Here is a 24,591-nt window from a genome sequence, read left to right on the forward strand (position 1 = left end):
TTGAACACCGGACCAACCAGGAGGCGGAGAATGATCCAGTGACTGATAGCCGGACGCTCGCCGAACGCCACGTCCGGGTGGCCTGCGGGCTCATCGCGGTCGCGATCGCGATCGCCGGACTCTGCTATTCGTCGTGGTTGCTGGAGTTCGTACTGAAGATCGACGTCGATCCGGTCAACTCGTTCCTCAGTGAGCTCGATGCCGAGGGCAAACCACATCGCGAGTTGTTCGCGACCGCCGACAAGATCGTCGGAGTATTGCTGATGCCCGCCGCGATCGCCGGGCTGCTGTTATTTCCGCGTCGCAGATTCACCACCATCGGCTGGATCGCGCTGTTCTGCTTCGGCGCCGCGACCATCGGCGATGTGCTGCTCCCACTGCATGATTGCACCCCGCAGGACAAAGCCGAATGCGGCGGCGGTGGCAGCGAACTGTTCCCGCAATTGCATCAGCCGCACGCGCTGACCAGCACCATCGCGGTCACCGCTATCGCCGTCGCGACCTTCGCGTTCAGCGTGGCCGCCTTCCGGTATCACCGCTGGCGGATTCTGCGCGAGGCCGGTGTGGTGGTGCTGGTGATCGGGTCGGCGGCGACCGTGTGGATGTTGGTCGCCGACAACCTGACCGGCAATTACGCGCTCGGCATCGCCCAGCGGATCCAGGTCGGATCGATGTCGCTGTGGCTGATCACATTGGCGGCCGCGGTGATTCTGGAAGGCCGCGAATGGGTCGAGAGCGATTCGGGTTAGTCGACTTCGATCTCGACCGTGTGGGTGTCGAGTTTCGCGGGCAGTTCGGTGGTGTCGATCTCGAGGATTTCGCCGGTGTCCGGCAGACCGTTGGGCAGCGTCTTGGGCTTCAGGCCGAAGGGTGGCTGGTCGCCCTTGCCGGCGGCGAGGCCGAAATCGCTGTCATTGGCGATGTAGAGGGTTTTGCCGCCGTCGAGCGTGGCGACGCCCTCGATCTTATCGTGACCGAAAAACTTGCCGTCGGCGTTCAAGCTGGTGACCAGGGCGGCGAAATCCAGGTTCGCGGTCTTGGCGGCCGGGGTGATGCCCACCTTCTTCAGTGCCGCGGTTGCGTCATTCGTCGAAACGGGGCCGACCAGGGTTTCCAGCGGCTTGCCCTCGACCTGGAGGCCGCCACGTTCCGGATCGTATTGTGCGCCGGGGACCTTCGAATCCGGACCGACGTCGGTGGCAGCGGAGATATCGATTGTCCACAGTTTCTTGTCGGCCTTCGGGGGCAACTCGCCGTCGCGTTCGTCGACCAGGAAGGTGGTGGCGCTCAGCGCGGTGATCTCGGAGTCTGCGACCTTGGTGCGCTTGGGATCCTGCAGCGGGAGTATGAATTCCTTGACCGCCTTGGTCTTCAGGTCGACGGCGACGATGCGGGTCATCGGCACGTCCTTGGCCGAACCGTCGAGACCGGGGGTTTTCAGGGCGCTCTGTACGACGCCGACGAGGGTGCCACCGTCGGGTGTGATGGTCAGGCCCTCCATACCCTGGTTCGGGGTGCGCAGCGAAAGTTCTTTGGGCAGAACTGATCCCGGCGCGAATCGCTCGATTTCGGAACCCTTGGCGTCGAAATGCACCAGGAATGGGCCGTATTCGTCGCTGACCCAGAAGCTGCCGTCCGGCAGGGCGACCAGTCCCTCGGGGTCGAGGCCATGGTCGGTGGGCGGCCGGATATTTCCGGCGAGGTCCCTGATGGTTTCGCCGGTGCTCGCGGCGATGTCGACCTGGCCGTTGAACGGGGTGCCGCTGGCGGTGTGCAGATCGATCGTCGATTGCAGGACCGCGCGATTGCCGATCAGCTTGAATCGACCGATCCTGGGTACGAAACCCGGTGTCGGGGTCAGCTTCTCGTTCTTACCGGGACCGTCCACGTTGGGGCCGCGGTCGGTGAGTCCGTAGAACTCGCCCGGTGTGCCCGGTACCGGCGTCCATGCGGAGCCGTAACCGCTGGCCTGCACGGTAGTGCCACCGAATTCGCCGAGCGATGGAATGTCGGTGGTGTAAAGGCGAACCGCGTCGGTGGTGGTGACCTTCAGCTCGTCGGTGCCGCTATAACCCGGCTTCGGCTGGTAGACCAGCGCGCCGTCGAGGCGGCGGGTCAGTGTGCCGTGTTCCGGATCGGCGATCGTCACGGCGGCGGTGCCACCGGTGGCGGCCAGCAGGTCGTCCAGGGAGATCACCAGCGGCTGGTCCTTGGCCACGGTGAAGTCGGCCTTGGTGTCCGAGGACGAGCAGCCTGCGGCCAGCACGCCCACACAGAGGACGGCGACCGCGGTGATACGAGGGTGCGCTTTCACGATGTCTGCCTACCGCACATCTCCGACAAAAGCCCTACGTCCAAATGACCAGTTGATGTCATGCTTTCGCCATGGGTGATCGGATGAATATCGCGTCGGGATCGGAGTTCGAGGATATCGTCGGCTACTCGCGGGCGGTTCGGGTCGGCAATACGGTCGCCGTCAGCGGCACCACGGCCTCGCTGCCCGGCGGGAACGCCGTCGGCGGTGACGATATCGGTGAGCAGGCCCGAGAAGCATTGCGCCGCATCGGCACTGCGCTCACCGAGGCGGGTGCGAGCTTTGCCGATGTTGTTCGGACGCGGATCTTCGTCACCGATATCGCGCGCTGGCCCGAGGTCGCGAAGGCGCACGCCGAGGTATTCGGCGATATCCGCCCGGCCGCGTCGATGTACGAGATCAAGGCGCTGATCACCCCCGCACTGCTGGTGGAGATCGAGGCCGACGCAATTTGTGCGACGGTTCCGGGCTCGGATCGCTAATGTCGATCGGGTGACCAGCGACGCGCCGGAGACCACCGTTCAGCTCGAAACTGTCGCCGCGGCGACGAAACGTCTGCTCGACACCATCCGTGGGCTGGACGATGACGTGACAGTGCCGTCGCTGCTGCCCGGGTGGACGCGGGGACATCTGCTCGCACACCTTGCGCGCAACGCCGACAGCCTGGTCAATTTGTTGCTCTGGGCGCGGACCGGGATCGAAACACCGCAGTACGCGAGCATGTTCATCCGGGATGCCGATATCGAGGCGGGTGCGCCGCGGCCGCTTGCCGAGCAGTTGGCCGATAACGAAGCGGCGGCTGATCGCTGGCTGGCGCTCGCCGAGGCAATTCCCGAGGATGCGTGGACCGCGACAGTTCGGACCAGGCAGGGGCGGCCTATTCCGGCGACCGAGGTCATTTGGATGCGGCTACAAGAGGTGGAGATCCACCATGTCGATTTGGCGGCTGGCTACCAACCTGGTGACTGGCCAGCTGATTTCGTTGCTCGGTTACTTCCGCGCGCCGTTGCGGATCTGACGAAAGGGATTGCTGCTGAGGCTGATCCTGCGGCTGCTTTCGAGGTCCGAACCACTGATACGGGCTTCACGGCGACTGTTGGGGGTGGGTCTGCTGACCACGCCGTCAGCGGGCCCGCTTCCGCCGTGCTCGCGTGGCTGCTCGGCCGTTCCGAAGGTGCGGAGCTGAGCGGCGCGCTGCCTACTCTTCCCTCGTGGAAATAGCATCGCGAGGTGCGCAGCTCCGCACTGCAGTCTTCTCGCGTGCTGCGACGGGACCGGCAGTGCACGCGGTTCGGTGAAGCTGTCGCCCAAGCAGATGTCGCTGTTGCATGGAGCCTGTAGAGAAGCCCCCGGCTACGATGCGCCTCCACGCCTGATCTTCGCCTGTTGCAGGCCTGGTTTCTGGTTGGGCGCATGCCCTCGACCGGATCGGTTCGACACGGCGTGTGCGATGAAGACCAGCAACCAAACGAGGATCAAGGCGGCTACCAGTCCGAGGGTGTAGTTGCGGTCGAGGACCGTCGGGTTACTCGGCATGGCGTTGCGACGATCCAGGACCGGGAGGGCGATCAGCACCAGGGCGACCGAGCAGATCGCACCGCAGGCGGTGACGGCCCACCACGTGCGCGGTAGGAGATGGCGTGCCGTAAGTCCGATTGCGGCGCAGATCGGGGCGAATACCGCATCGTGGAGCAGGATTCCGCCCGCGAACCAGATCACGGCAGAAGTGAGATCTGTTGGGGGCAGGTGGAATAACGCGCTGATGCCAAACCAGCCGAGCCAGATGCCGACGAGCAGCAGCACAATGCGGGCCGCGATCATGGCAGCACCTCGATTTCGGACAGCCATTTCGTTTGCAGGACGCCGGGCCGGTTGGCGGCGATTAGACGGCAGGGGTAGCCATGGTCGAGATCGAGGGTTTCACCATTGATGGTCAGGGCGACCAGCGTGCTGTCGTCGACCGCATGACGTTGCGGGAGAATCGAACTGCCGTAGATGCCGGTCTGCTCCAGCGAGCGGAATCGGATATCGCCACCGGAATAGCCCCCGGCCGCCGTGAGCAGATCCAACAGGCGCACGCCGGACCAGTCTGCTCCGGCACTCCATCCTTCGACGCACGCAATCGGCAGACTGGCCCGAGTTTGCGGCAGGGAAAGCAGTTCGTTTCTGGTGAACTGGCGCTTCCGATCACCTATCGTCACCGTCAACCGGTATCCGGGGTCGCTCGCCCGCTCACCGATCCCCGCGGCCGCAGCGGATCGATTGACCGGAACCCCCTGCGGCCCACGCCCACTGCGCGGTGCGAGCACGGCGGCCCAGCGCAGGAATGGGATCGTCTGCCCGGCAACGGCCAAACCCGCTGCGACAGCGGCAATGCCCGTGCCGGTCAACACCGCGCGCCGTGAAATATGCGGCCGGGAATCGGTTTCGTCGGCCCTACCGCTCCCGACCTTCGTCTCGGACACCGCAACCGCTCCGGTCCGCAGCCCAGTGCGCGGTCTGGTGGGAGACCCGACCTCGGATTCCGTCAGCGGACGTTGCAGCGCGTCACGAATGACAGGCAGTTTGACGGCCAAATGCACCGCTAGCGCACCGGCGGCAAGGTAGGCCATAGCGTAGTGCGCGGTGGGGAAGAAGAACTTCCACGGGTAGTACTGGGCGATATTGAGGAGGCCGGTCGACAGTTGGAAGATGACAGCGCCGACCAGGATCGCGATGGAACCACGTTCGAGGATCCGCAACGGTGAACCGATGATCGGACGCTGAAACAGTCTGGGGTACACCGCCCAGAGCTTCACCAGCAGCAGCGGGATCGCTACGACACCCGAGATCACATGGGTGCCTTGGGTGACCCGATACATCCACGCGGGATGGGCAGGCCACCAGAACCAGCTCGGCGGATGCTGAATCCAGTGACTCAGCAAACCGGTGATGAAACAGAGCAGTATCGCGCTGCCCAGAGCCAGCCCTATTCGACTCGCGACTTCGGGTCCGCGCGCGGTCGTCATGACGCCCACCTACTACTTCCCGATCTCAACCAGGCAATATGCCGACCGGACACCTCCATTGCCGCCACCATGCGGAACCCGGCCGCCGCAGCCAATTCCTCGGCCCGATCTATCCCCACGCGCGCCCACGGAAACCATTCCCCCACTCGGTTTCTCGTCTCCAGCCGAATCGGATTCGTCACTACACCGACACCGGGACGAGCGAATTCGACCACCGCGATGCCATCGCGGGCAAGGAGCTCGCCCGCTCGGGTCAGCAGGCGGACCGGGTCACCACCGATCCCGATATTGCCGTCCGCGAGAATCGCGTAAGACCAACGGCCAGAGCCGGGCAATGGCCCGAACAGGTCCCGCTGCAATGCCGGCGCACCGCGAAATCTGGTGGTAGCCACGGCCATCGGCGAGATATCGACCCCCAATGCGATGATCCCGCGGCGCAGCAATGCTGCCACCAACCGCCCCGGACCACACCCAAGATCCAGCGTCGGTCCATCACAGCAGCAGGTCAGCGCTACATCGGCCGGACGGTCGGCATCGTCGAAGCCCAGCCAGCGCCGGGTGCGCAGCGGATGACGCCGTCCGTCCGCATCGCGCACCCAGCAGTCCTCACCCGCCAGCGCGAGATCGAAGATATCGCTCATCGGTGTGCCAGCAGGGCGTGGTGCAGCTGCTGAATCAGGCGCGCGAACCGCCCGTCGGATTCGCGTGCCACCTGGAGTGCGTCGGCGAAGGTGTCGACATCGTTGTAGCGCGGCAGCGAGCGCACGCGAAGCTCGCAGTGCCGCACGGCATCTCGGGTTAGCTCGCCGGTTCGATCAGTCGACATGGGAACGTCGACGAGTGCGCGCGCGGCCTGTGGTGTCGGCAGCCCGAGCGCCCACCAGCCGCCATCGTCGGCGGGGCCGAGCAGTGCGTCGCCGCGCAACACCAGCTCGCGGGCGGCCCAGCTCAGCACCTCCGGACCGATCTGCGGTGTGTCCATGCCGATCTGCAAAACCGGCAGCCCGTACCGCGCGGCATCGGCGTGTGCATTGGCCAGGCGCTCACCAAAAGATGCGCCGCGCTGCGGGATCACCTCGAAACCAGTTAGTGCCCTTGCTACTTCATCCGCACACTCGGCATCCGCGAGTTCACCGGTGAACGCGACGATGTGGTGTGCGACCGGACTCCGCGACATCGATTCCAAGGTATCCAGCAGCGATGCCGCAGCGACTCGGGCGGCGTCACGGGGCGAAAGCGGCGGTGTCAGACGAGTTTTGGCGAGCCCAGCAATCGGAGCCTTGGCAAGCACGAGCAGTGTCGCGGCGACGGGCGAGGGTCGAAAGTAGTTCATCGCAGCACCGCCAAGAAGTCGCGGGTCGCGCGCAGGGTGCCGAGCCACGATCCCGATACCTTCGAAACACCGCCCGCCCGTGGCCGATAAGCGATATCACGCTCGACCACGCGCCACCCCGCGCCTGCCGCGCCGATCAACAATTGCAGCGGATAGCCGGAGCGCGTGTGCAGCGGTCCGAGGGAAAGCAAAGCGGTGCGGCGGGCCACGCGCATGGCACCGATATCGTGCACGGGCAGTCCGTATCGGCGACGCAACCGCCCGGCGATAACCAGATTGCCGAGCCGCGCATGCCACGGCCATACCCCCCGACGCACCGGCTTACGCCGTCCGACCGCCAAATCGGCACCCGCACGCACCAATTCGACCAGCGGCGGCAACTCGCTCGGGTCCATCGATCCGTCACCATCGAGAAAGGCGACCAAATCCGTTCTGGTCGAGGCAATCCCGGCTTGCACGGCAGCCCCGTACCCGGGCCGCACCTCGGATACGACAGCGGCGCCGCATCGGCGGGCCACTTCGGCCGTCGCGTCGGTCGAGCCATTGTCCACGACCAGCACATGGAACCCTGCCGGGATGGCCGCGAGCACATCTGGCAACGCCTCAGCTTCGTCTCGGCACGGGATGACAACGGTCACGCCGTCCGGGTTGTGGAGGGTCTCGGTCACCTTTCCGACGCTATGTCAGCCCGGCCGAATCGAGGCCGAAAAACTGGTGACGAAACAGTGACATCCATGTTCAGAACCGCTCGAGCACAGGTTTTCCGCGTGATGCGGCCTTATCGTGAGGTTCGTGCATGACGTGACGGAGGCCCCGACATCCCCACGCGGCCGGATACGTGGCGAGTATCTGGGAGCAGGTATTGCCGCAGTGCTCACTCTGGCAGCATTCCTGGTCCCGCGAATTGCCAGCGAACAGTGGCGGAGCAAACTTTACGCGGGATCAGCCCCCATCTTCGGCAACTGGTTGCCGCACGTCGGCTGGGGTTCGGTACCGGCCATCGCGATCGCGATACTGGTTATCCGATTCGGTCCAGCCATGGCGCAGTCGCTGCCTTGGCGGCGACTGCTCACGGTGTCTTGGGTGGCCGCTATGGCATGGGCTTTCGCCTTGGCCATGATCGACGGCTGGCAGCGCGGATTCGCCGCAAGACTCACCGACGGCCACGAATATCTGTACGAGGTCCCCGCCGTCCGCGATATTCCGGCCATGCTGCGCGGGTTCTCCGACCGCATTCTGGATTTCCAACCGGATTCCTGGACAACCCACGTCTCCGGGCATCCACCCGGCGCGCTGCTGTTCTTCATCCTGCTCGATCGCATCGGCCTGCGCGGCGGCGCATGGGCGGGACTGGCTTGTCTACTGATCGGATCCAGTGCGATCGTCGCGGTCGCGGTCACCCTGCGCGCGCTCGGTGCCGAGGATCGAGCACGACAGGCATTGCCGTTCTTGACGATAGCGCCCGCTGCGGTGTGGATCGCGGTTTCGGCGGACGCCATGTTCGCGGGTGTCACAGCATGGGCGGTGGCACTGCTGGCTATCGCGGTCCGACGGCCGTTGGTCGCCGTTGGCTCTGGTGTGCTGTTCGGGCTCGGCAGCTATCTCAGCTACGGCCTCGTGATCATGGTCGTTCCCGCCCTCGCGGTCCTGATCGCGGGCCGAACCCTCCGGCCGCTGCTGCCTGCCGCGCTCGGCGCGCTGATCGTCGTGTCAGCCTTCACGTTGGCCGGCTTCTGGTGGCTGGATGGCTATCACCTGGTGGTCGAGCGGTACTACCAGGGCATCGCCGCCGAGCGTCCGTACGCGTACTGGGTCTGGGCGAATCTCGCCGCCACCGTCTGCGCGGTCGGCCTGGCCACCGCCGCCGGTCTACCGAGCGCGCTGCGCAGACCATTCGATGCGACCGCGCTCTTGGTGGTGGCGGCATTGTGCGCGATATTGGTGGCAGACCTCAGTGGCCTGAGCAAGGCGGAGACCGAGCGCATCTGGCTGCCGTTCGACCTCTGGCTACTCGCCGCGACCGCGTTTCTGCCACGGTCCAGCACCCGCGTCTGGCTATTTCTGCAAGCGCTGGGCACCCTCGTACTCGCCCACACGATCCTGACGAATTGGTAATCCATGTGCATTCTGATCGCCGACGACGACCCGCTGGTTCGTGATGTGGTGCGACGCTACCTCGAACGCGACGGGCTCACCGTCGTGGAAACCTCGGATGGCATCTCGACCCTGGCACAACTCACCGAACCCACCAGCGACCCCATCGAGCTGGCCGTCCTGGACGTGATGATGCCCGCCCCCGACGGCATCGAAATCTGCCGCGCGGTGCGTTCCGGCCCACGCCCGGACACCCCGATCATCCTGCTCACCGCGCTCGGCGACGAGGACGATCGTGTGCTCGGGCTGGAGGCGGGCGCCGACGATTACGTCACCAAGCCGTTCAGCGCCCGCGAGCTCGCGCTGCGGGTCGCCTCGGTGCTGCGGCGTTCGCAGGCGCCGCGGCAGCCGAGTACGGAGGTCCTGCGCGACGGTGCGGTCGAGGTGCGACCGGGTTCGCAGTCGGTGCTGGTGGACGGCAGGCCGGTCGACCTGACCGCGCGCGAATACGATCTGCTCGTCTTCCTGCTGCGTCATCCGCACCAGGTGTTCAGCAGGGAGGAACTGCTGGCCAAGGTGTGGGGCTGGGATTTCGGTGACCTGTCCACCGTCACCGTGCATATCAAGCGTCTGCGGGCGAAACTCGGTGCCCGGCACCGAATCGAGACAGTCTGGGGCCGCGGCTATATCTGGGGCCGGAATGGAGAATCCAGTGCCTGAGAACACCCTCCAGTTGATCGGCTACGCGCTGGCGTGTTCGCTTCCGATCGTCGCCATCGGCGCGACGATCCTGCGCACCACCAGCAATCGCTCCATGACCGCGAGCATGGCGGTGCTGGTGCTGATCCCGACGCTGTCCACGCTGGCAGGCATTATCGGGGTCAGCGGATTGATGTTCACCGATGAACTCGAGCGCACGGCGGTCGTGCTCGCGGTCGTCGCGGCGGTCACCGTGCCCGCCGCACTGCTACTCGGCCGAGAGCAGGCCCGAAAGACGGTCTGGGAGAAGCAGATCCGCGAACAGGAGCGGATGGCGGAACACTCACGCCGCGAACTCGTCGCTTGGGTGAGCCACGACCTGCGGACCCCGCTGGCCGGTATCCGCGCGATGGCCGAGGGCCTCTCCGACGGCGTAGTCACCGGCACCGACGACGTGGCACGTTACGCGGAACAGATTGTGCGCGAAACGGATCGGCTGTCGGTCATGGTCGATGACCTGTTCGAAATGTCGAAGATCAATGCGGGTGCGTTGCGTTTGGAGCTGGAGCCGGTCGATCTGCGCGAGTTGATCGATGAGGTACTGGCCGCCAACCGACCGAATGCCGAACGTGCCGAAGTCCTCCTGCATGCCGAACAACCCGACTCCGAAATCGTTGTCGCGGCGAGTGATCGCGCCCTCGGCCGTGTGCTGACCAACCTCGTCTCCAACGCGATCGCCCACACCCCACCCGGTGGCCAGGTCGCGATATCCGCAGGTACCTCCAACGGTCAGGCTTGGGCACGCGTCGACGACACCGGCCCCGGCATCTCCGAGGCCGATCTGCCACGAATATTCGAAGTCGCCTACCGCGGTACCGCCGCTCGCTCCCCTGTCGCCTCCGACGGTGTGTCCTCCGGGAGCGGTATGGGGCTCGCGATCGCAGCGGGACTGGTCGAAGCCCACCACGGTGATATCAGCGCCGAGAACCGAGAGCAGGGCTGCCGCTTCGAAGTTCGACTACCGCTCAGCGGAAACTGAATTACGCCACCGGCGCGCCCGCCCCCGCAACCGCGCGCAGCGGTGCGAACGCGAACTCGGCAAGGCCGTCGAGTGGATCCACCTGCGCGGTGAATCCCAGAATGCGTTGTGCCTGTTCGGGGCTCGCGACGATATGCCGCACATCGCCGGGGCGATAGCGTCCGGTGATCACCGGTTCAGGACCACCGCGCGTCGCGGCCAAGGCGCCCGCGACCGCGCCGATAGTGATCGGACGTCCCGAGGCGATATTGAGCGGAACGAACCCGGTATGCGCATATTCGACCGCCGCGAGATTCGCCGCCGCGATATCGCTGACGTGTACGAAATCCCTCGCCTGCCTGCCATCTTCGAAAACCTGCGGCGGCTCGCCCGCTTCCAGCGCGGATCGGAAGATCGCGGCGACTCCGGAATACGGTGTATCCCTTGGCATATCGGGGCCATAAACATTGTGATAACGCAACGCGGTGACCCCGGATTCGGTTACCGCCGCCCACGCGGACGCGTAGTGCTCCTGCGCCACTTTCGCCGCCGCATAGAGGCTCCGCGGCCGCAACGGCGCATGCTCCGGCACCGGCACCCAATTCAAAGCCTCATCCGAATCCGGATCCCGATGTTCGAACATCCCGTCCTCGAGATCCCCGCGTCGGCGCACCCCGACCTCGACGGCCCGAGCCCCGCGATACCGCCCCTCCCCATAAACCACCATCGACGAAGCCAACACCAGCCGCCGACACCCAGCCCGATCCATCGCCGCCAATAAAACCGCGGTCCCCAGGTCGTTATGGCTCGCGTAAGCGGGCGCATCCTGCGCGCTCACCCCTGCACCCACGACCGCCGCCTGATGACAAACCACATCAATCCCCCGCAACACCGAATCCAGCGCAGCCGCATCCCGCACATCGACCAACCGCACGTCCTCCGGAACAACCGCGCCAACCCCGTGCGCCGCAGGCAACATCAAATCAGCCGCCACCACCTCGTGCCCCGCCCGCACCAGCTCCCGATGCACCCGGGCCCCGATAAACCCCGCAGCCCCCGTCAGTAGCACACGCATGTCACCACCACCCCAGATCGCAGTGCCCGACCCGCCCGCTACCCACTCCGTCGTTTAGTGAGGTCATGCCGCTGATTCTGCTGCCAACACCTCGATATTCGCCGCAACCCGCCCACGCCGTCAGACTTTCGTCACGATCCCGGACTGCGCTGCGGGTCCATTCAGCGCGCCGCCCACACACGCACCAGCAGCGAGTCAGTTGCCCCCGCTACTCGATAACACCCTCGATTGACGGTGGCCAGCCGCGTGGGATCGGGCGCTACGGCACAGCGTTCGGCATTCGGCCGACCAAGCGTCAACGGGCGAGGCGGTGCGTGCGCTGATCACCGCAGCGTCGGCGCGAGCCGAAGTGCCGAAGCTACCTCAGGGCCGCAGGCCCAACCCGGCACATCTCCCGAGTGCCGGTCAAGCATGCTCGAAGCCGCTTGGTTCTCGAGCGCCGCGGGAAAGGTAGCGCACCGGGGGTGGGGTTCGGTAGCCGAAGGCCTTGATGAAGCGGGCGCCGACTCGGGCTTGGCCGGCTTCGAGCGCTTCGGCCCCTACGGTATTCATAACTCGGTTGATGACGTTGAAAAGGGTTGTTACCCAGACGGCTTCGTCGAAAGCTTCGGCGGTGACTCCGGCCTCGCGGACTTTATCGGCGTCGCCGGAGGTGAGTCCGTCGGGGTCGCGGACCATTTTTCCGACGAATTCGAGCATGGCGTGGGCTTCGGGGCGCAGGGGTGAGTTGTCGCCGGCTGCCAGTGCTTCATCGACCAGGTTTTCGGCGATGTAAGCGCCCGCGATGCCGCGGTGGGCGGACTGGCAGAAGGGGCATTCATTGGACTGCGATGCCCTGGTCGCGAAGATTTCGCGTTCGGCGACGGTCCAGCAGGACGGTCCGCGCATGGCGGCCTGGATGAGGTCGGATAGCGGGGTGCCGAAGTAGCGGTGGCGATAGCAGATGACCTTCATGACCGCGGGAACCTCGGTACGGCCCAACCGCTGCATGGTCGCGAACATGATTCGGGCCGGGAGTTCTTGGCCGGATTCGACTGCGTCGAGCCACATTTCTACCGACCTTCCCACGAACGGCGGGCGGCACGCAGCCGTCGATCGGCGGCGCCGTAGGCCGCGACCACGGCCGCCTCGAAGATCTCGTCGTCGCTACGACCCGCCTCGGCCAGCATCGTGATGTTCTTTTCGGTGAGCCGATACGAGCGTTCGGCGACCAGCTCGACGAAGTCGGCGAGATCATCGGGGACCCCGGCCGCCCCATCTTCCCCCGATGCCCGGGCCCGAATCGACCGCCGCACCTCGACCGGCAGCCGCCCCGGCGCACCTTCCAGATGCGCGCCGAATTCTTCCCATTGCGAGCCCATGGAACGCCGTGCCATGGCCTCATTCTTGTCCATCAACCGCACCACCGCTGCCGAACGAAGATCAGATTTCGCCTTCCCCGCCGAAGTCCCGCCGCACGAAATTCGGGCGCAGCTCCGGCTCGGGTTCGTCGTAGTAGCGGTGGAAGGTCGGGGTCACACCCGATGAAATCGGCGGATTGATCCAGCTCCAATCGGTCGGACATTTGCGACCCGCGGCCTGCTCGCGACTGACATGGTCGCAGAACTGCTTGGCGACCGTGTGATGGTCGACGATATACACTCCGGCCTTCCGAAAGCTGTGCAGCACAGCGCGATTCAATTCGACCAGCGCCTGATCGCGCCACAGTGAACGCTCGTGTCGGGTATCCAGGCACATCATTTCGGCGATGAGCGGCAGCATGTTGTAGCGGGTCGTGTCACTGAGATTGCGTGCGCCGATTTCGGCTCCCATGTACCAGCCGTTGAACGGTGCGAACGGATAGGTGATACCGCCGACTTCCAGGTTCATATTCGAAACAGCTGGCAGCGCATGCCATTTCAGATCGAGACCGGCGAACCAGTCGAATTCGGGATGCTCGAGTTCGACCTCGCGGGCCAGTTCGGGCGGGACGTCGAACCAGCGGATCGGCTCGTCCGGTGTGCTGATGAGCACCGGCAGGATGTCGAAGGGCGTGCCCGCGCCGCGCCAGCCGAGCTTCATGGCGAATTCGGTGATCGCGATATTGGCCGGATCGCCGGTTACCGTGCCGTCGCCGTTGCGATAGCCGGCGTAGCGGATGAGTTGTGGGCTGACGATGCGGAATTCGCGGCCGTCGGCCTGGCGCGGTGGTCCGACGGTGATCATCGATTGGATGGCGCCGCCGTTGGTCGCCATATGCAGGTGCTGCCAGCACACCTCGGCCAAGTCGCGGGCCGAACGCACTCGCCGTGCGTCGAGCAATTTCAGTGATCGCCAGTGTTTTCGCCCGACGCAGCGGGCGTGGTTGCGCCATGCGAGCTTGGCGCCGATGAGGATTTCCTCGGCGGTCTGCACGTAGCTGCCGGTTTGTTGGAGTTGCTCCAATGCGGCGCGGCGGCGCTGCGCGGATAGATGCGCGAGTTCGGGCAGTCGGAAGAACTCATCGCACTCCCGCATCCGCCTTTTCAGATCGAGTCCGAAAGGTTTTGTGTCAGCGGTGCTTTCGAGCGGCATGACAGGTAACGCTTGATTCACGGTGTTCTCCGGTCGGGCACGAGGTACTGCGGCTAAACAGACAGGCATTGATCGAGCAGAGAATTTCGCGCACAGGGCGCAGCTGACACCGGGCTACGCCGGAGGTCCGCGCGGTAGCCTCCGCGTTGCGGAGAACCCGCATGCGACAGACGGTTCAGGAAGCGGGGTCGCGCAGGCTGTCGGTTTGCCGAGCACGCGCACAGCAGCATGACCTGAGTGCTGCCGTTTGCTGTGCACGATCATGCTCGTCCCAATCGACGCCTGAAAACGCCCGCACAGCAGCCTAAGACCGGTGTGCTGGCCGTGTGCCTGAATTCGCCGTAATGCCTGTTCGGAATCCGCCAGGCACCAGTGCCTCCTCCTGGCGCGCCCACTTTCGCATTTCTGGCAGGATGGGCGGCATGCTGTCTCGGCGCGAGGTGCGGCGTTGGGTATCCAGCGCCATAGTTAGCGTCGCACTGATTGCCGGTGCGGCGATGTTCGGCCCACCCCAGGTGCTAGCAGCGCCGGGCGATCAGCCCCGCCCGAATACCGGTTCGGCGGATGGTCCCTCCCCCGCGGAGCCCATCGTCCCCGGCGTGACGCACGCTTCGATCGATCGGATCGTGCCCGTCAACGACCGGTGGCTGCGGGTGTGGGTGAACTCACCCGCGATGAGTCGCGCCGTCGAGGTGCAGGTGTTGCTGCCACGTGAGCAGAACCATCCGCGCCCGACCGTCTACATGCTCGACGGGCGCAGCGCCGAGGCGGAGAGCAACAACTGGACCGAGCTCGGACACGCGGACAAATTCTTCGAAGACAAAGACGTGAACGTGGTGCTGACGGTCGGCGGACCAGCCAGCTTCTACACCGACTGGCAGCGCCCGGACCCGGTGCTCGGCACCAATATGTGGGAAACCTTCCTGACGAAGGAACTGCCGCCGCTTATCGACGCGAAATTCAACGGCAACGGGCGCAATGCCGTCATGGGCGTCTCCATGGGCGCCGAGGCCGCGATGATGCTGGCCTTCCGGCAGCCGAAGCTGTACACGGCGATAGCGGCGCACAGCGGGTGTTTCTCCATGGGAACCGATCTCGGGCAGGCACAGGCTCGCGCGGTGATCGCGACCTATCGTGGCGGGCCGGACAATATGTTCGGCGATCAGCACGATCCCGCCTGGCTGGACCATGATGTACTGCTGCACGCGGAAGCGTTGCGCGGCAAGGCGATCTATCTGTCGGTCGGCAGCGGACTGCCCGGTAAATATGACACCCCGAACAACCCGGATGTGGTCAGCACCATCGGATTCGGCGGTCCGCTGGAGGCCGCGACAAATGCCTGCACCCGCAGGCTGGCCGATCGGCTCACCGCGCTCGCGATTCCGGTGACCGCGAACTTCCGGGCGACCGGGACGCATTCGTGGCCGTACTGGGCCGATGAGTTGGGTTTGTCGTGGCCGACGATATCGCGGGCGTTGGGTCTTTAGCCGATTCCGAAGCGCGCCAACACATCCGGATCGGTCGCGAACCGCAGGAACTGCTCGTTCTCGTGCGGCTCACCGGCGGTCACCCGTACGCCATCGGTGCCGTACGGCCGCAACAGCACCCCTGCCTCCGCGCTCACCTCGCCGTATTCAGCGCTGCGCTCGCCCAGCGGCAGCCACAGGAAGTTCGACTCACTCGGCGGCACCTCGTAGCCCGCGGCGAGCAGTGCGTCGCGGATCCGATCGCGTTCGACGACGAGACCGTCGGTGCGGTCGAGCAGTTCGTGCCGCGCCTCCAGCGAGGCGATCGCGGCGGCCTGCACGACCCGGTTAACGCTGAACGGGATGTGTACCTTCATCAGCGCGGTGATCACCGCCGGATCGCTGACCGCATAACCCGCGCGCAGCCCCGCCAGACCGTACGCCTTGGAGAAGGTCCGCAGCACAACGACATTCGGCCGATTCCGGCCCAACTCGACACCATTCGGGCGCTGCTCCGGGGTGAGCCGCATATATTCGAAGTAGGCCTCGTCCAACACGATCAGCACGTGCCGCGGGACCGCGTCCAGGAAGCGGACCAGCTCGGCCTCGCCGACCGCGGTGCCGGTCGGGTTGTTCGGGTTGCAGACGAAGATCAGCTTGGTGCGCTCGGTGACCGCGGCGACCATCGCATCCAGATCGTGCACATGCTCCGGGGTGAGCGGCACCCGCACGGAGGTCGCATTTCCGACCTGGGTGACGATCGGATACGCCTCGAAGGAGCGCCAAGCGAACAGCACCTCGTCGGTCGGTGCGTCACAGGTGATCTGCACCAGTTCCTGACACAGCGCGACGCTGCCGCACCCGACCGCGACGTTCGCCGAGGAGACGCCGAGGAAGTCCGCGAGGGCCGCGCGCAGCTCGGTGACCTGATTATCCGGATAGCGGTTCGCCAGTTCCGCGGCCTCGGCAATGGCCTTCGCGGCGGACGGGAGCGGACCGAAGGTGGTCTCGTTGCTGGCGAGCTTGACCGCGCCGGGATGGTTGCGGCCGGGGACGTACGCCGGGATCGAATCGAGGTCCGGCCGGATGTGCGCTGTCACCGTTCAACCATATGCCGGGTACCGGAAAATCTGCGCGTCAGGGCCGCTCACGTGCAATTTCTCGCGAAGATCAGCAGATCCACCTACCCTTGTTTCATGTCGGGCATTTACGACGATATTGCGCCGCTACGTAGTCGCGACGAGATCATTTCCGGTTCGCACCCACAACAATCGACCGACGATCGGCCTCGGACCGCCAGCGCACAGGTACCCATCACGGTCGCCGAGCCGGAAGGCAATGCGCGCGGCGGCATCGTGATGCTGCACGAAGCCCGGGAGTTCACCGGGCCATTGCTGGAACTCATGAAAGCCCTGGCGACCGAGGGTTGGACGGTAGTCGCGCCCGATCTGTTCCATCGCATCGACGGCGAGCCGGCGAACGAGGTTTTCGGCGACGAGCTCTTCGACGATTTCGACGCCTGCTTCGACTGGCTCACCCGCCGCGGCGTCTTCCCGGACTGCATCGGCGTGCTCGGCTTCGACCATGCGGGCACCGCGGCCTTCCTGGTGGCGACCAATCGCCCCGTCGGTGCCGCGGTCAGCGTTGCCGCAGCCGGCATCGTCGAACCGCTCACCGACGAGGCCGATGCCCTCATCCGCGCGGCCCCCGATCTGCAGGCGCCATGGCTCGGGCTCTTCGGCTCCGACGACCCGGACACCCCACCCAGCCAAGTTGATCAACTCCGCGACGCCACCGCCCGCGCCGCAGTCGCCAGCCTCGTCGTGACCTATCCGGGCCTGCACCACCGCGCCGACCGACCCGGCGGCGACGACGACTTCGATCTCATCGATTCCCAGACCCGGATTTTCGACTGGTTCGACAGCAATCTTCGGTGATTACCTGGCGTTTTGCGATCTGGACGTCGGCTACTGTAACCTTCCTGTTCGGCGGTTCGAAAGGACCGGTGCCCTCGAAGAGAAGGCTCCAGGAGGCGTGCCAGAGCGGCCGAATGGGACTCACTGCTAATGAGTTGTCCCTTCACGGGGACCGGAGGTTCAAATCCTCTCGCCTCCGCCACACCCCGGTTCGCCGGGCTATATAACTGAACACAAGCATGCGCCCGTAGCTCAACGGATAGAGCATCTGACTACGGATCAGAAGGTTAGGGGTTCGAATCCCTTCGGGCGCACCATATTTACCAGGTCGGGACCTTTTTCGAGGTCAGGTCAGTCCGTAATATCGGACCACCACCAAAGAAACACCAAGAATTCGGCACCAAAAATTCGTCACCTGGCCGTTCCTAGTCCCAGCTCCAGCACGGCCGATGAGTCCGGTGCCTGCTCCGGCGAGACGATGTAATGCCGCTCCGTGACGCCCTCACGAGAATGCCCCAACTGGTTCGCGGCCATTTCGGTGCCTGCCGAGTTGTTTTCACCAATCCGCGGCAATGGGGACCGCCGCCGCCCGAGTTCGATTGGGCCGAAGATGGTGATAGGAAGCCCTCGCACGTAGAGCCAACAGATTGGCCAGTCCGAGGCAGCGCCGGTCCGCAAGTAGCTGTAAACGATTTCGCGGTCGCGATGGCGCCGGCTCCTGCTCCGGCCGACGTCGCTTCCCGGACGATTCACCGGACGGGTCTTGCGGGATGCGTGCATCGCCGGGCCGCGGTGGTCTGTGGCGTTCCCGTTTGTGATTCCTTACGAACTGTCCATAACGCTGGACATCAGACGCGATCGGTGTGCGACGATGCGCTGGTGTCGGTCGCTGATCATCAGACGTTGCGGATGCTGGAGGGTCGATACGTGCTGGAGCGCGCGGTATCGGACGTCGAGGTCGCCCATGATGGCGAGGTGCTCGCGGTCGTGCGCGGCCCTGACGGCGGAGCTTGCATGCGACGCCAGGACGCGGCCGACGACGCTTGGGTGGCGCTGTGGAATGGCGACGAGGCGCACCCGCCGGACGCGACCGGCATGTTGGCTGCGATCGTGGCGCCGCTCGCAGCCGGCAATGTGCCTGTCTGGGTCGCGGCCAGCTTCGACGGCGACATCGTGCTGATCCCCGTTGATCGGGTGGACGAGGCGTCTGAGCTGCTGCGCAGGGCCGGGCACCGGGTGATCGGCTGAAGACTCCGAATGCGGTGCCCGCTGCTGTCTAGTGCAGGAGTTCTCGGCGGTAGCGTCAGCGGCCTCCGGCGTGCTGCTCGCTCGAAAGCCGATGACCGGCTATGACGTCACGCGACGCATGAACGTGCCGATCGGGTACATGTGGTCGACCAGCCACTCGCAGGTCTACGGCGAACTCGCGGCACTCGAGTCTGCAGGCGGTTGCGAGACACCGTCGTGCCGGGACGGTGCCCGCGCGACACCAAGCGATACCGCATCACGGCCGCGGGCAAGCGCGCGCTCGAAGATTGGGGCGACTCGCCGTTGCGCAGCCAATCCCCGGACTCGGTGCAGGCCGAGAACTCCGGCGTATGGTTCGCCGCGCCCTCGTCCGTGAGGTAGCGCAACCTCGGCGGTTGAGCCAGCACCTCGGTCAGTTCTCCAGCGATGCCCAGCATCAATAGGAGCCGAGCCTCTGCCAGCGACTCGTATTCGTGGTGACGGCCGGTACTGATCAGGAACTGCAATAACGGCGCACGGCTCGACGGCACCGCGACAGCCCTGTCGTTCACCGAGTATCGAAACCACCTGGAGGCGGCGGGATTTGGTGATGTCGAGATCATCCCGACCCATTCGGTGGCCGACGGTATGCACTCGGCGATCGTGAAAGCCGTCAAACCCCGCTGCGTAGAGCGTGTGCTCAGTCCATTACTCCTTCAGGCTGTCGTCATCGTTCTCGGTTGGCGTGTCGGGACACACCACCACGTCATCCCGTTACCGTGCGGGGTCGACCACAAGGGACTGCCCGGCGGCCAGCGGATAAGAGTTCCCTTGGCAGCCGGTACTGGCGTAGACCGATTGAGAGGATCTCAACCTTGAGCGATCTTTCTCGCCGTGACCTGCTCAGGACGTCGGCGGCCGCTGGCGTCGGAGCAGTCGTTGTCTCGGGCCTTACGGCCGCGGACACGCCGAATATTGCGGACGCGAGCGCCCCTGGAAGTGTGGCCGCGACGCTGACCGGCCACATCGTCCGCCCGGGTGACGCGTCGTATACGGATGCGCGACTCGGCTGGGACCAGCTCTTTTCTCACTATCCGCTGGTCATCGCCTTCGCACAGGAAACCCAGGACGTGGTGAACGCCCTGACGTGGGCGCGGCAGCACAACATCGCGCTGCGGGTGCGCAGCGGCCGCCACGCCCTCGAAGGCTGGTCGAACCTCGACAACGGCATCGTGATCGACGTCAGCCAGCTGAAGTCGGTCCAGATCGACCCTGGCGCTCGTATCGCGACGGTCGGTGCGGGGCTGAACCAATTGGAAGCGGTGACGACGCTCGCGAAGCAGAACTTTGCGGTCACAACCGGGAGCGAGGGCAGCGTGAGCTTGTGTGGTGCGACGCTCGGCGGTGGCCTCGGGCCCCTCAACCGCTGGCTTGGCATGGCCTGCGACAGCCTGATGGCGGCCGAGGTCGTCGTCCCGTCGGGTCACGACTGCGCCGAGGTGATCAACGCGGACTTGCAGCACCACTCGGACCTGCTCTGGGCGCTTCGCGGGGCCGGAAACGGCAACTTCGGGATCGTCACACAACTCACCTATAAGGTGTATCCGCTCGAGCATCTCGCCTATGTGCAGGCGACATGGGATGGACTCGGGGACCTGTACGGGGTCTTCGAAGCGTGGCAGCGTACGGTACCGTCCGCCGACAGCCGTCTGGGATCGGAGCTCGAGATCCACAAGTCCCAGATCCTGCTGTCCGCGTGGCTTGTGGACGGGGCAGCGGCACAGGCCACAGAGATGCTGGCTCCGATCCTGTCGGTCGGCAGACCCGATGTCACGGTGCAGGTCGGTAACTGGGGCGACTTCTTTGCGGGAGCCCAGGTCCCGCTCGCGCAAGAGCCCGCGAACTGGAAGTTCTTCTCGGAGTTCGTCAAAGAGCGGTTCCCGAAGAAGGCGATCGACATCATCGGCGACTTCATGCGAAACGCTCCCACAGAGGAGAGCAACTACTTCGTCGATGCCTTCGGCGGGGCGATCAAGAGGGAGCCCCCCGGCGGCACGGCGTTCGCGCATCGCGACGCGCTTTTCTACGGCGAGATCGGCGCGGCCTGGGGGACTCGGTCAACACAACCAGGCGTCGGCGACCCGCTGACCTCGCAGGCCCAGGCATGGACCGCTGAGTTCAGCCAGGCGCTTCGGCCCTACGCGGACGGCGCCTACGTCAACGTGCCGAACATCGGAATGCAAGAGTGGCAGACCGCCTACTGGGGGAGCCAGCGCTTCGAGCGGCTGCGCAGGATCAAGGCGAAGTACGACCCCCACAACGTCTTCCAGTACGAGCAGAGCATCCCGCCCGCGTCACACTGATCGACAGTTCGTCGCTGCTCCGCAACCCCCGGGCGGCCGTCGGCGGCCCAGCAGGTTCCGGCACGTCATCACCAGCCTCTGGCCCCTTGCTGACCACGCCACCCCCACCCCGTTCCGCCGTCAACGCGAGCTCAGTCATCGGTCAATTCTGGCCTGACACAGCCCAATTCGTGAGCACTTCCACAGGCGGACCCGACCCGCTCAATGGTCACGGCTCTGCTGTGCGGGCCAAACGCGATTGTCGGCAGGACGTCTGGAGTGACGGCTGGCCGCACCCAACATCGAGTTCCCAGTAGCGGGAGGGCGATCGGGGCAGGTCGAGCATCGACGTCAATTCGGTGAATTTGCCTGTGAGAAAGGTGATTTCGTGCAGTATCCGATTCGGATCGATGCCGCGTAGTGAGAGTCGGGCGGAGGTCTTGGGCGCTATAGTCCCCGCACATCCGTACGGAGAGGACACTCGATGGCTCTTTCACTTCCCGTGACATACCTGGTCGGAAGCGCCAACGCGCCGACACGACAGATCGCGATGGAGAAATTCGGCACGATGTGGGAGTACCTGCCATCGTTTCCGGAGGGTGACACGGCCTTTCCCGGTTGGATCATGCCGAGGCTGCGCAGTACCTTCGCGCTTCCTGGAATGCGGAAGGTGAAGGACGGAAACATCGAGTTGGCCTATCCGGGGATGCCTGGTTACGAGTACACCGGCGAGCGCGAGCTCGAGATTCCGCCAGTGTTGCTCGGGTATTTCGACCAAGCCGAGGCGGCCAAGCCGATTCTGGAGCGCATGATCGCCGAACGCGGCAGCAGCAAGAGCTATCAGGCGTGCATTGTCGATCCGTACGATCATGCGTACTTCGCCCTGGGTGAGGCCGGACTCGAGCAGCATTACGAGTCGTTCCGGAAACCGGCGCTGGAGGAGATCTTCGCTATTCATCGGCTGTTCGACGGTGACGTGGTGTTCCAACTCGAGAGCCCCGGGCGCATGTTGACGATCGAAGTGATCGAGTCGGCGCAAGAGCGGGCCGCGAAAGCTGTTGAGCTGGCGTCGGATCTGGCCGCATTCGTGCGCCGCATGCCCGACGGCGCCCGTGTCACGATCCATCTGTGTCGGGGCGACTGGGAGCACAGCACGTGGCTGAAGCAGATCAACGGATTCGAGCCGGTTGTGCTTTTGGTCAATGCCATTGTGGCGGCATGGCCCGAGGGCCGGACGCTGCAGGGTATTCATATTCCGCTGGCGGCGGCCGACGTACTGCCGTTCGCCGACGTGGACAATCCCGATATCTATCAGCCGTTGGAGCAGCTCACCACCGACGCGACCATCTACGCCGGCATCGTGCACGAGCAGGCGAGTGCGGACCATATCCGCTCGGCCTTGACGCAGGCGCGGAAGTATTACCCTCGTCCATTCGGCGGGCTGAGCACATCGTGCGGTATGGCTCGGATGACCGAAGCGGAGATGGACCACGCACTGCGATTGCTGACCGAATTGATGGTCACGGCGACCGGTTGATCGCGAGGGACGGTTCGGCGAAAAGTGTTGCGGAGACGGAGGGATTTGAACCCCCGGTCGCTCTCGCGACGCTCGCTTTCAAGGCGAGTGCATTCGGCCGCTCTGCCACGTCTCCAGGCCCACGAGAGTACCCGTCGCCGTACGTCGTCCGCCGAGGGGTCAGTCGGAGTTGCCTACCTCGTTGTCGACGCGGGCGAAGACCTCGCCGACGACGTCGAGTTGTTCGGGACCCAGTAGGTCGATGAAGTTGCGTCGGACCGCCTCCACGTGACCGGGTGCGGCGGCCTCCAGCCGACGCATACCTTCATCGGTGAGTTCGGCGAGTACACCGCGGCCGTCCTCGACGCAGGTGTTGCGGCGGACCATCCGCTGGGTTTCCAAGCGGCGGATCTGATGGGTGAGTCGACTGCGTGAGGACAGCACGCCGTCGGCCAGCTCGCTCATGCGCAACGAACGGTCAGGGGCCTCTGAGAGCAGGACCAGGATCCGGTATTCGGCGAGGGTGAGATCGGAGTCGCGTTGCAGTTGACGGTTGAGTGCCGTCGCCAAGCGCTGATTACCGTCCATATAGGCCCGCCAGGCACGCTGCTGCGACGGCGAGAGCCACCTCGGCTCGGCGGGCGCGTAGCTGCTCGGTTCTGGTTGCACATGCTCCATTCTAAGCGCGCCTGAACTGCGCAAACGCATAACCCAGCGGTCCGGCGAAAGACCTGGACACACGACTAATCATGCCCTGAACCAGGGCATGTGGGTCGGGCGGTTCAGCGGATTGCCGCGATCATCGAACGGTCGAGCTCGGCCGGGTTCGCGCATCCGGACAGGCCCATGACGGAGTCGAAGTCGGCGAGCAGAACGCGCAGCGCGTGGCGCACCCCCGCTCGGCCTGCGATGCCGAGACCGTATGCCCATGGGCGACCGTAGAGCACCGCCTTCGCGCCGAGTGCCAGCGCAGTGAGTATGTCCGAGCCGGTGCGGATCCCGGAGTCGAACAGGACGTCCGCGCGGTCGCCGATGCTGGCGACCACGGAGGGGAGGGCATCGAGTGCGGCGATGGCACCATCTACCTGGCGGCCGCCGTGGTTGCTGACGACCACCGCGTCCGCACCAGCGTCGACGACTTGGCGGGCGTCGTCAGGATGCAGGACGCCCTTGACCGCGATCGGCAGATCGGTCCACTCCCGCAGGTGCGCGAGGTCGGCGGGGCGCAGGGCGTGGTTGCCGAATAGGCCACTCCAGGTGAGGATCGCGGCTCGCATCGCATCCTCGCTCTGTTCCGGTGGCGCGGAAAGCTTCGCGCGGAAGACCGGATCCGATAGATAGTTGGCGATGCCCTTGCCGTGCAGGAACGGCAGATGTGCGAGCTCGAGATCGCGGGGTCGCCAACCGAGACCCGGGGTGTCGACGGTTACGAGGATCGCCGACGCACCCGCCCGCTCCGCGCGCTCGACGAGGGATCTGGCCAGCTCGTTATCGGCGGGCCAGTACAGCTGATACCACCAGCTACCGGCCGCCGCGCCGACATCCTCGATGGTGGAGGAGGCCGCCGTCGAGAGCACGGTCCCGACACCGAGTTCCTTCGTAACCTCCGCGACGATCACCTCACCACCCTCGTGCAGCAACTCCAGCACCCCGACGGGCGCGGTCAGCACCGGCGCGGCCAGTCGCGTCCCGAGCACCTCCACCGACAGATCGCGCGCCCCCGGTCCCGAGGTGCCGCGCAGCATCCGCGGCACAATCCGGTACCGGTCGAATGCGGACCGATTGGCCGCCGCCGTCCGCTCGCTCGACGCACTCCCAGCCACATAAGCGAAGGCTTCCTTGCTCAGCACTTCGCGCGCCCGCTCTTCCAAACCCGCAGCCGTCAACGGCAATTCGGGCACCACGCCCCCCAGTCCACCCGCGTAGATCTCATTCTGGAAGTCGACAAAGCTGCTCACGCCGGGAACGCTAGTCCCACGCCCTCATGCCCGCAGGCAGCTCACGATATTTCCCCGCCCGAGGACGTGGAC

General features: G+C 65.2%; 24 protein-coding genes and 3 tRNA genes. 13 read left to right on the top strand and 14 right to left on the bottom strand.

All coding sequences use genetic code 11. The features are described from left to right. The first annotated feature begins 38 nt into the window (after positions 1–38). Complete coding sequence (locus tag AB0J47_RS36190) at positions 39–749, top strand: DUF998 domain-containing protein (RefSeq protein WP_364356979.1); 711 nt, start codon at positions 39–41, stop codon at positions 747–749. Here AB0J47_RS36190 and AB0J47_RS36195 read toward each other — a convergent pair. Then, positions 746–2,314 (bottom strand): esterase-like activity of phytase family protein, encoded by a 1,569-nt coding sequence (locus AB0J47_RS36195; RefSeq protein WP_364356982.1) that lies wholly within the window; start codon positions 2,312–2,314, stop codon positions 746–748. The two genes, AB0J47_RS36190 and AB0J47_RS36195, sit on opposite strands and share 4 nt — an antisense overlap. 71 nt (positions 2,315–2,385) lie before the next feature. Between AB0J47_RS36195 and AB0J47_RS36200 the strand changes: the two genes are divergently transcribed. Both AB0J47_RS36200 and AB0J47_RS36205 read left to right on the top strand, forming a co-directional pair. Beyond that, positions 2,386–2,796, top strand: coding sequence for a RidA family protein (locus tag AB0J47_RS36200; RefSeq protein WP_364356985.1), 411 nt, complete (start codon positions 2,386–2,388; stop codon positions 2,794–2,796). A 10-nt stretch (positions 2,797–2,806) separates the two neighbouring features. Then, positions 2,807–3,535 carry a maleylpyruvate isomerase family mycothiol-dependent enzyme gene (locus tag AB0J47_RS36205; protein ID WP_364356988.1) on the top strand — a complete coding sequence of 243 codons (729 nt, stop codon included), beginning with the start codon at positions 2,807–2,809 and terminating at the stop codon, positions 3,533–3,535. Between the two features lie 132 nt (positions 3,536–3,667). On the opposite strand, the gene AB0J47_RS36210 is transcribed toward AB0J47_RS36205, so the two are convergent. The 5 genes from AB0J47_RS36210 to AB0J47_RS36230 are packed head-to-tail and all read right to left on the bottom strand — an operon-like array spanning position 3,668 to position 7,323. Next, positions 3,668–4,135, bottom strand: a complete 468-nt coding sequence (locus tag AB0J47_RS36210) for a hypothetical protein (RefSeq protein WP_364356991.1) — start codon at positions 4,133–4,135, stop codon at positions 3,668–3,670. Further along, positions 4,132–5,322, bottom strand: coding sequence for a molybdopterin-dependent oxidoreductase (locus AB0J47_RS36215; RefSeq protein WP_364356994.1), 1,191 nt, complete (start codon positions 5,320–5,322; stop codon positions 4,132–4,134). Before AB0J47_RS36215 ends, AB0J47_RS36210 begins: the two co-directional genes overlap by 4 nt. Further along, on the bottom strand, positions 5,319–5,963 hold the full coding sequence (locus AB0J47_RS36220; RefSeq protein WP_364356997.1) for a class I SAM-dependent methyltransferase: 645 nt from the start codon (positions 5,961–5,963) through the stop codon (positions 5,319–5,321). The genes AB0J47_RS36215 and AB0J47_RS36220 overlap by 4 nt, the downstream gene beginning before the upstream one ends. Next, complete coding sequence (locus AB0J47_RS36225; RefSeq protein WP_364357000.1) at positions 5,960–6,655, bottom strand: DUF2064 domain-containing protein; 696 nt, start codon at positions 6,653–6,655, stop codon at positions 5,960–5,962. The genes AB0J47_RS36220 and AB0J47_RS36225 overlap by 4 nt, the downstream gene beginning before the upstream one ends. Continuing rightward, complete coding sequence (locus AB0J47_RS36230; protein ID WP_364357003.1) at positions 6,652–7,323, bottom strand: glycosyltransferase family 2 protein; 672 nt, start codon at positions 7,321–7,323, stop codon at positions 6,652–6,654. Before AB0J47_RS36230 ends, AB0J47_RS36225 begins: the two co-directional genes overlap by 4 nt. Before the next feature lie 133 nt (positions 7,324–7,456). Here AB0J47_RS36230 and AB0J47_RS36235 point away from each other — a divergent pair, with 133 nt between their 5' ends. The 3 genes from AB0J47_RS36235 to AB0J47_RS36245 are packed head-to-tail and all read left to right on the top strand — an operon-like array spanning position 7,457 to position 10,487. Then, a complete protein-coding gene (locus AB0J47_RS36235) occupies positions 7,457–8,770 on the top strand; it encodes a hypothetical protein (RefSeq protein ID WP_364357108.1) in 1,314 nt (437 codons plus the stop codon). Positions 8,771–8,773: 3 nt separating this feature from the next. Further along, complete coding sequence (locus AB0J47_RS36240; RefSeq protein ID WP_364357006.1) at positions 8,774–9,469, top strand: response regulator transcription factor; 696 nt, start codon at positions 8,774–8,776, stop codon at positions 9,467–9,469. Continuing rightward, the gene (locus AB0J47_RS36245) at positions 9,462–10,487 is read left to right on the top strand and encodes a HAMP domain-containing sensor histidine kinase (RefSeq protein ID WP_364357009.1); all 1,026 of its coding nucleotides are present in this window, start codon (positions 9,462–9,464) and stop codon (positions 10,485–10,487) included. Before AB0J47_RS36240 ends, AB0J47_RS36245 begins: the two co-directional genes overlap by 8 nt. 1 nt (position 10,488) lies before the next feature. On the opposite strand, the gene AB0J47_RS36250 is transcribed toward AB0J47_RS36245, so the two are convergent. The 4 genes from AB0J47_RS36250 to AB0J47_RS36265 all read right to left on the bottom strand — a co-directional run bounded on the left by AB0J47_RS36250 (position 10,489) and on the right by AB0J47_RS36265 (position 14,094). Then, positions 10,489–11,541, bottom strand: coding sequence for an NAD-dependent epimerase/dehydratase family protein (locus AB0J47_RS36250; protein ID WP_364357012.1), 1,053 nt, complete (start codon positions 11,539–11,541; stop codon positions 10,489–10,491). A 405-nt stretch (positions 11,542–11,946) separates the two neighbouring features. Continuing rightward, on the bottom strand, positions 11,947–12,591 hold the full coding sequence (locus AB0J47_RS36255; protein ID WP_364357015.1) for a hypothetical protein: 645 nt from the start codon (positions 12,589–12,591) through the stop codon (positions 11,947–11,949). A 2-nt stretch (positions 12,592–12,593) separates the two neighbouring features. Further along, positions 12,594–12,935 (bottom strand): hypothetical protein, encoded by a 342-nt coding sequence (locus AB0J47_RS36260; protein ID WP_364357018.1) that lies wholly within the window; start codon positions 12,933–12,935, stop codon positions 12,594–12,596. A 28-nt stretch (positions 12,936–12,963) separates the two neighbouring features. After that, entirely contained in the window at positions 12,964–14,094 is a 1,131-nt protein-coding gene (locus AB0J47_RS36265; RefSeq protein ID WP_364357021.1) for a nitric oxide synthase oxygenase, read from the bottom strand. Between the two features lie 422 nt (positions 14,095–14,516). Between AB0J47_RS36265 and AB0J47_RS36270 the strand changes: the two genes are divergently transcribed. Next, positions 14,517–15,581: an alpha/beta hydrolase family protein gene (locus AB0J47_RS36270; RefSeq protein WP_364357024.1), complete on the top strand. Its 1,065-nt coding sequence runs from the start codon at positions 14,517–14,519 to the stop codon at positions 15,579–15,581. On the opposite strand, the gene hisC is transcribed toward AB0J47_RS36270, so the two are convergent. Beyond that, on the bottom strand, positions 15,578–16,660 hold the full coding sequence (gene hisC / locus AB0J47_RS36275; protein ID WP_364357027.1) for a histidinol-phosphate transaminase: 1,083 nt from the start codon (positions 16,658–16,660) through the stop codon (positions 15,578–15,580). The two genes, AB0J47_RS36270 and hisC, sit on opposite strands and share 4 nt — an antisense overlap. Before the next feature lie 96 nt (positions 16,661–16,756). On the opposite strand from hisC, the gene AB0J47_RS36280 reads away from it, so the two are divergent. The 6 genes from AB0J47_RS36280 to AB0J47_RS36305 all read left to right on the top strand — a co-directional run bounded on the left by AB0J47_RS36280 (position 16,757) and on the right by AB0J47_RS36305 (position 22,582). Continuing rightward, positions 16,757–17,497, top strand: coding sequence for a dienelactone hydrolase family protein (locus AB0J47_RS36280; protein WP_364357030.1), 741 nt, complete (start codon positions 16,757–16,759; stop codon positions 17,495–17,497). A 91-nt stretch (positions 17,498–17,588) separates the two neighbouring features. After that, a tRNA-Ser gene (locus AB0J47_RS36285) sits at positions 17,589–17,678 on the top strand. Positions 17,679–17,717: 39 nt separating this feature from the next. Next, positions 17,718–17,793, top strand: a tRNA-Arg gene (locus AB0J47_RS36290). Between the two features lie 562 nt (positions 17,794–18,355). Continuing rightward, positions 18,356–18,724 (top strand): ACT domain-containing protein, encoded by a 369-nt coding sequence (locus tag AB0J47_RS36295; RefSeq protein ID WP_364357033.1) that lies wholly within the window; start codon positions 18,356–18,358, stop codon positions 18,722–18,724. An 854-nt stretch (positions 18,725–19,578) separates the two neighbouring features. Further along, a complete protein-coding gene (locus AB0J47_RS36300) occupies positions 19,579–21,066 on the top strand; it encodes an FAD-binding oxidoreductase (protein ID WP_364357036.1) in 1,488 nt (495 codons plus the stop codon). 463 nt (positions 21,067–21,529) lie between these two features. Further along, positions 21,530–22,582: a hypothetical protein gene (locus AB0J47_RS36305; protein WP_364357039.1), complete on the top strand. Its 1,053-nt coding sequence runs from the start codon at positions 21,530–21,532 to the stop codon at positions 22,580–22,582. Between the two features lie 30 nt (positions 22,583–22,612). On the opposite strand, the gene AB0J47_RS36310 is transcribed toward AB0J47_RS36305, so the two are convergent. From AB0J47_RS36310 to AB0J47_RS36320, 3 genes are all read right to left on the bottom strand, one after another. Continuing rightward, positions 22,613–22,697: transfer RNA gene (locus AB0J47_RS36310), tRNA-Ser, on the bottom strand. Positions 22,698–22,741: 44 nt separating this feature from the next. Then, positions 22,742–23,149, bottom strand: coding sequence for a MarR family transcriptional regulator (locus AB0J47_RS36315; RefSeq protein WP_364357111.1), 408 nt, complete (start codon positions 23,147–23,149; stop codon positions 22,742–22,744). 194 nt (positions 23,150–23,343) lie between these two features. Next, the gene (locus AB0J47_RS36320; RefSeq protein ID WP_364357042.1) at positions 23,344–24,519 is read right to left on the bottom strand and encodes a lactate 2-monooxygenase; all 1,176 of its coding nucleotides are present in this window, start codon (positions 24,517–24,519) and stop codon (positions 23,344–23,346) included. Positions 24,520–24,591 lie beyond the last annotated feature (72 nt).

Source organism: Nocardia sp. NPDC049737 (genome assembly GCF_040674755.1).
GTDB lineage: Bacteria > Actinomycetota > Actinomycetes > Mycobacteriales > Mycobacteriaceae > Nocardia.